At 29.4% G+C, this 6917-nt stretch carries 6 protein-coding genes; all 6 read right to left on the bottom strand.

The genetic code is table 11. The features are described 5' to 3' along the window. Nucleotides 1-24: 24 nt before the first annotated feature. A complete protein-coding gene (locus tag LLF98_RS00575) occupies nt 25-1311 on the bottom strand; it encodes a restriction endonuclease subunit S (RefSeq protein ID WP_291699797.1) in 1287 nt (428 codons plus the stop codon). After that, nucleotides 1305-3752, bottom strand: a complete 2448-nt coding sequence (locus LLF98_RS00580; protein ID WP_291699798.1) for a type I restriction-modification system subunit M — start codon at nt 3750-3752, stop codon at nt 1305-1307. The genes LLF98_RS00575 and LLF98_RS00580 overlap by 7 nt, the downstream gene beginning before the upstream one ends. A gap of 234 nt (nt 3753-3986) precedes the next feature. Next, entirely contained in the window at nt 3987-4274 is a 288-nt protein-coding gene (locus tag LLF98_RS00585; protein ID WP_291699800.1) for an HNH endonuclease, read from the bottom strand. 190 nt (nt 4275-4464) lie between these two features. Then, the gene (locus tag LLF98_RS00590) at nt 4465-4587 is read right to left on the bottom strand and encodes a hypothetical protein (RefSeq protein ID WP_291699802.1); all 123 of its coding nucleotides are present in this window, start codon (nt 4585-4587) and stop codon (nt 4465-4467) included. Between the two features lie 219 nt (nt 4588-4806). Then, nucleotides 4807-6096, bottom strand: a complete 1290-nt coding sequence (locus LLF98_RS00595) for a Na+/H+ antiporter NhaC family protein (protein WP_291699804.1) — start codon at nt 6094-6096, stop codon at nt 4807-4809. 575 nt (nt 6097-6671) lie between these two features. Continuing rightward, a partial coding sequence (locus tag LLF98_RS00600) for a hypothetical protein (RefSeq protein WP_291699806.1) occupies nt 6672-6917 on the bottom strand: 246 nt, incomplete at its 5' end.

Genomic DNA, 6917 nt, shown 5'->3' on the forward strand with positions numbered 1-6917 from the left:
AGTCTTCTCCTTCTATTTCTTTATCTAAACTAATCTCCTCTTTCCTGTTAATAATTCTTCCATCATTCCTCTTTTGATATTCTTGTATTTATCAAGCTTTGTTTCTAGTTTTTCTATTTCATTATCCATATCTGATAAGATGTTTGCTATTGCTTTTTGTTCTTCTATCGTTGGAATTGGTATTAGTGTATTTTTAAATACATCCATTCCAACTAAGTTTTTCATTGCCCCACCTTGTGTACTATCTATTATTCTATTTTGAAATTTGTACCAACTGAAATAAGAATTAAAATAAGAATCATCTACTATAGTACTATCAATTTTAATTTTTAGTAATGCTTGATTAATAACACCTTTTGGCGCATTATTAGGAATTTTATATATCTTGCCTATTGTTCCTGAACAGCTAACAATAAACTCACCTACATTCACTTCAAATCTAATAAGTTCATTATATTTTTCTTGGTTAATATAGTAATTTCCTATATTTAAATCCTTATATATAGCATTTCTTTGTTCATACACCTTATATCCCTTTTTTACAAAAAACTCCTTCTTTAAGCTACCACCAAATGGTCCTCTTACAAGACCATTTGGAACACATATAGAACTTAAACTCATTAAATTCCAATCTTCAGGAATAATTCCCACCTCTGTTTTTTTGTATCCTTCAGTATTTTTATTTTCTTTATATCTTCTTCCTGATTTTTCACTAAATCCATCTAATCTCTTTTTCCCTGTTAAAAGTTCTTGCATAGCGCCTTGTTTTATTAACTTCTTTTTATTTATTAGTTTTTCAAGAGATAAAATCAAATCGTCTATATCGCTAAGTGCTGTTGCTATAGCTTTTTGCTCCTTTTCTAATGGTATAGGAATTTTCATTTTAGAAATCATTTCAAGTCTAACAGAATCTACTGATGATTTTGCTGTATATTTTGATACTTGGTTTAAAAAATTATTCTTAAAATATTCATAAAAATACCTACCATTAACATTTTTAAAGTTACTTATTTTATATACTCTTTGATGGTAGTCAAATTTTCCACTAATGTAATGAAATACCTTCCCAACACCTACACCATCTCCTGCTGTTAATACCGCCTCACCATCAAAAGAATATGAATTTATTTTCTCGATTTGCTTGGATCTTACAAAAAAATCATATTTTCCACTATCTTCTTTGTCTTCAGTGTTTCTCTTACCTGTATCTATTTCAGCAAACTGATCCACATTTCTAATATCCCAATCACTTGGTATGATCCCTACTTCTGTTTCCTTATATCCATCCGGAATTTTCTTTTCTCTTACCATTGAAATCCCATCCTTTTTAAATGTTCATCTACCTTGCTTGTTAATTCTTCTACTTCTGCTTCTATTTGTGACATTGGCTCATCATATCTTTCAGCAAGTTCAACAATTCTTCCTGTTAAAGATTGTGATATGCCATCTAATAATTCTTCAATAGCTTCTGATAATACTTTCATCCACTTATCTTGTATAACAATCTCTTTTATTTCCTCTTCAGATAACTCCTTATATTTAATCATAACTTTTTTATCTAATGCTTCTTTTAATTCCTTAATTTTTTTATCTTTTCCTGAAATTTCTTCTACAAACTTTAAATATTTGTTTAAAACTTCAAGCTCGTCTTCGTAACCATGTAACTTTTTAATTTCTTTAATTCTTTTTGTAAGATTAGCCTTTGAAATTTTGTTATCATTAATTACTTCAGAAAGTAACCCTTCATCTCCGCCATGTTCTTCTATCATTTCTTCTTGATTTCTGACTAATTCATCTTTTTCTGCTTCTAAGCAATTTATTTTTTCTTGTTCATCATCAAAATATCTATTTATAATTAAATTCTTTAGAATTAATTTACCTTCATAATCCTTTGGTTTGTCTGAACGTTTTATAGTTCCATCTTTCTTTTTGGTCTCTGTATAAATTAACTCAAATTCATTTCCAGCTTTCCAACCATCTGAAACAATTAAATAAATATCATCATGCATAGTTTCATTCCAATATGACATTAATGCTTGATATACATCATATTCATTTATCAATTTAACACTCTTAAAGTTTTCTAATATATCTTCTGAAATAGCCTTTATAACTTCTCTTGGTTTACTATCATCGCAAATGTTATTTAATATATGAGTATTATTTGTTTTCCAATTATTAAAAACATCATTAACTTTTTCCTGATGTTCTATAAATTCATTATGTGTAAATATACTTTCTTTTATATCATCTTCTAAAACATTCAATTTTGAATAATTTTCTCTATTGCCTTGAGAAAATAAAACTTTCCTTAAGGTCGGATATACTTCCCAATAATCATTTAACTTATCAATGTCTCTATTAGGTATTCCTCCTAATAAATGTGATGAAATATCTTGAAGATCTTCTTCTTCACTTGAATCTATATATCTTGGGATATTAAGATTATATTCATTATCCTCTGCTATTTCTTGAATAGTTACCATACGACTATACTTAGGAATCTCCAATTGTTTTTCAAATACATCTACAATCTTATGAATATCTTGATCTCTTAATCTATTTTTATTTCCATCTTTAACAAATCCTTTACTAGCATCTATCATAAAAATGCCCTTACGTGATTCTGCATTTTCTTTATCAATTACAATTATGCATGCTGGTATACCTGTTCCATAAAAAAGGTTGGCAGGTAATCCTATGATTCCTTTTATTAAACCCTTTTTAATTATATTAGTTCTTATAGCTTCCTCTGCATTACCTCTAAAAAGTACACCATGAGGCAATATAACAGCAGCCTTTCCATCAGCTTTCAATGATTTAATTATGTGTAATAAAAATGCATAATCACCATTTTTATCTGGTGGTGCTCCAAATTCTTTAAATCTCTCATATGTTTCCCCACCAACATCTACTCCATTACTCCATGATTTGGTAGAAAATGGAGGATTGGCCACAGCAAAATTAAATCTTCTTAATTTACTTGAATCATTTTCATCTTTAAAATATGGAGTTGATAATGTGTTATCTTGCCATATTTCAGCTGTTTCCTTACTATGCATAATCATATTCATTTTAGCTAAAGCTGCAGTTGCATTATCCATTTCTTGACCATAGATTGTAACATTACAATTAGCTTCATCTGCTACTTTTACAAGTAATGAACCACTTCCACAAGTTGGATCATATACTGTAATTGAACCTTCTTTTAAATTTCCAATTCCAATTACTTTTGAGAGTACTCTTGAAACCTCGGCAGGAGTGTAAAATTGTCCCTTACTCTTACCTGATTCAGTAGCAAAGTTACGCATTAAATATTCATAAGCATCACCTAATAAATCATCACCTTCTGCTTTATTGCTACTAAAATTCATTTTATCATCTTGAAATATAGCAATAAGATTAGTCAATTTATCAACCATTTCTTTTCCTTTTCCAATCTTATCACTATCATTAAATGAAGCTAAATCAATTACTCCTCTTAAATCATTAGCTTCAGCAAGTTTTGCAACAATCTTATCCATTTCTTCTCCGATATTGCTCTTTCCTTTTGCAGAAATCATATCATCAAAGCTACCACCTTCAGGTACTTCTATTAAAAAATCTTCATCTACTTTGCTTTTATCTGAAACATACTTTACGAAAAGTAAAGTCAATATGTAATCTTTATATTGTGAGGCATCCATTCCACCTCTTAATTCATCACAACTTTTCCATAGCGAACTATATAATTCACTCTTTTTAATAGCCATTTTGTTTCCTCCACTCATACATTATGTATAACTTTTGTATTTATCTACTATATATTTTATTATAATTATAACATTTATTTTTACATAATCTAACTTTAACTTAATTACATATAGATTTTTCATATTCTGAATGCTTTATCTGTATGAGAAAAAGCATTCATCTATTTTTCATATTAAATGATCTTTGTTATTAGTGTAACATTTAAATAATCTATTAATTTAGCCCTTGTTTACTTATCTTTTAATTACTTCTATCAATTTTTCAACTGATAAATCATCATTTTTACTATGAATTACAGTATGACAATTGGAACATAAAGGAATTAAACCATTTATTGGATCAATCTTATAATTTTCTCTTATCTCACTTAAGGCCTTTTTATGATGCACTTCAATTATTCCTTTTCCTAATTCACCATAAGCCTTCTCAAAATCAAATCCACAAACTGCACATTTATATCCATAATGATCTAAACATATTTTTCTTGCTTTTCTGCTTCTTTCATATTTATTTACATTCACCTTTAGCATCTGACTTACGGACAGTTAAATTCAATATATTAAAAAATATAACTAAAGATGTATTTTTTTCAATAATAAGGAGATATAGAATTGAATAACATTCATTTATGTTGAAATTTTAGATAAAAATGGATTAATGAGTGCATAAAAATCGAAATGTATATTGTCAATGTATATATTATCCTATTATTTATACTTCATAAAGTGTAAATGCTATTTTTAAATAATAATCATTTCTAAGAGTCTGCTTATTTTCTTTAGCAATAATTTTTGTTAATAATTTATTCATATTTAAAATTGCTTTACTAATCATGTATTTATACTACTTTCAAAAGTTATTCACAGATTTGACTTGATTATAATTTTCTAAAGAATAAAAAAAGTGAGCTGTCCAAAATAAAATTTATATTTCTATTTTGCAACAGCCCCTTTCAAATTTTTCTTCTATTGTCAAGTGTTTTTTTCAAAATTCTCTTTTTTTACTTATTTCTTAAGTTCACGACGTTGGGTACGCAGTTTTTGGGTATACTTTTTATCTTAAAAATCCATAAATGATTGTTGCAACTATGGTCATAGTAAGTCCAACAATGCTTTCGAATGGAATCATCTTCATACTCTCTTTTATATTCATTTTAACTGCCTCCCTTGTTGAGTGGAAAAAACCTCCATGAGGCAAATGATCAAGTACAGTTGCACCTGTATTCACCATAACTGCTGCACCTAATGGTGATATCCCCATTGAAAGGATCGCTTTTCCAAAAGTACCTGATGCTACAACAACTCCAGTCGATGTTGCCGCCATAGCCCCACCCATAAATATACCTGCTATAGGTGCAAGGAATGTTCCCGAGATACCTGCAGCTTTTATGCTCGCTACAATAATATTACCCAGGTCTGATTTTGATACAATACCAGCTATTGCTCCACCTCCAATTAATAGCATTACAGTATCTGTCATTTTGTTTAAGCCTGATGTTGTATATGCAATAATTTTATTCGCTTTTCCCATTGCCAATAATCCTACTATACCTGCCACAGGAAGAATAATCATTGAATCTATATTAAATGCCATAAGTGCTTTTACATGAAGGATATTACTAACAGGGTTTATTCCCAATAATACAATTGCAACAATTGGAGCAACTATAGCTTTTGAAAGGCTTGGTCTTTCCTTTGTAGATGTTGCAGCCACTTCTGAATATATTTCCTTTAGCTGAACACCTTTATTACTTAATAAACTTGCAAGTATAAAAGTTACTATCAATCCCGCAACAGCAGGTATAAATCCAGCAATCATTACACTAGCCAAATCTATATTAAATCCTTTTGCAGCTGAAATTGTATTCGCGTTTGGAGAAATCATATTTCCAGCCTTACCCCCACCTACCATGGCAATGAAAATGGCAGTTTTAGAAACTCCTACTTTCCTACCTACAGATATAGCAATTGGTGCAACTATTATAACAGAAACTGTAATGAATACACCTACTGCAGTTATAATCATAGTTGCCAAAGCAATTGCTATAAGAGCTTTCTTTTCTCCCAAACTCTCAACAATAGTTTCAGCAATTTTTTCAGCAGCTCCCGATTCGATCAAGATACCGGCAAGTACACCTGCTGCTATTACACGAACTACTGCCCCCATAACACTATTAGTACCATCAATAATAATATCTACTGTCTGTCCAACCGATGCACCTCCAACAACTCCTCCTAAAATTGCTCCGACAAAAAGCGCATATACAGGGTTTACTTTTTTAAAAATTAATACTATCGCAATTATAAGTCCAATTACCGCTCCAATCCAATGAATTACTGGCATTTCTATTCCTCCTCATTAAATAATTTTGTTAACCTTTGATTATGTAACGCTAACATTTTCCACCTACGAGTTAAATTATACTCCTCTTTTCTACAAAACAACATTGTTTATTTGATATTTTTTTATTCAGTTGCACAATCTAAATTGCTGTTAATGTTTCATACTTTCATTTCTTTCTTATAACTTTATAGTAAATATATGGCATGCTTATCAAGTTTTGATCTTTTATTAATCCACCTTCTGTCATAACATATGAACATGCATATTTGTTTTTAAATCTCTTCCAAACGGATGCAGAACCATTATTATCCTAGACTCTGCCTCTTTATTCTTAACGTTATACTCTACAAAAAGCTTAATCAAAGTTTTCTTATCTTTCTTATCTTTTACATTGAGGATAATTGCTTGAGTTATAACAACAACAAAATCTTATAAGTTACACCTCTTACGAAAATTACGTAGAAAAAAATATCGCAAATTCACTTTGAACTGCACCCTGTCAAGTAGACAGTGAAAATAATGCGATATTTTATACTTATTATTTATTTTACTACTTCAATAATGAAACAAAATCACTATTTAGGTTCCTGCGGATAAAAATACATTTGTCCTTTACCAAATAATATAACTCTGTAATTAGGAAGGACAGGTACTGTAGTGTGTTTTTCTGAATTTGGTTGTAGTATTATAGAATGATGTATAGTTTTATTTTCATCCATAATAATCATGTAGATATCATCTGTTGCAGAAACGTTTGAAAATACATAAATATCATTTTTTGAAGGAATAAAATCAGATATTGTATAAATACCTTCGGTAAA

Source organism: Clostridium sp., assembly GCF_021372645.1.
Classification (GTDB): domain Bacteria; phylum Bacillota; class Clostridia; order Clostridiales; family Clostridiaceae; genus Clostridium.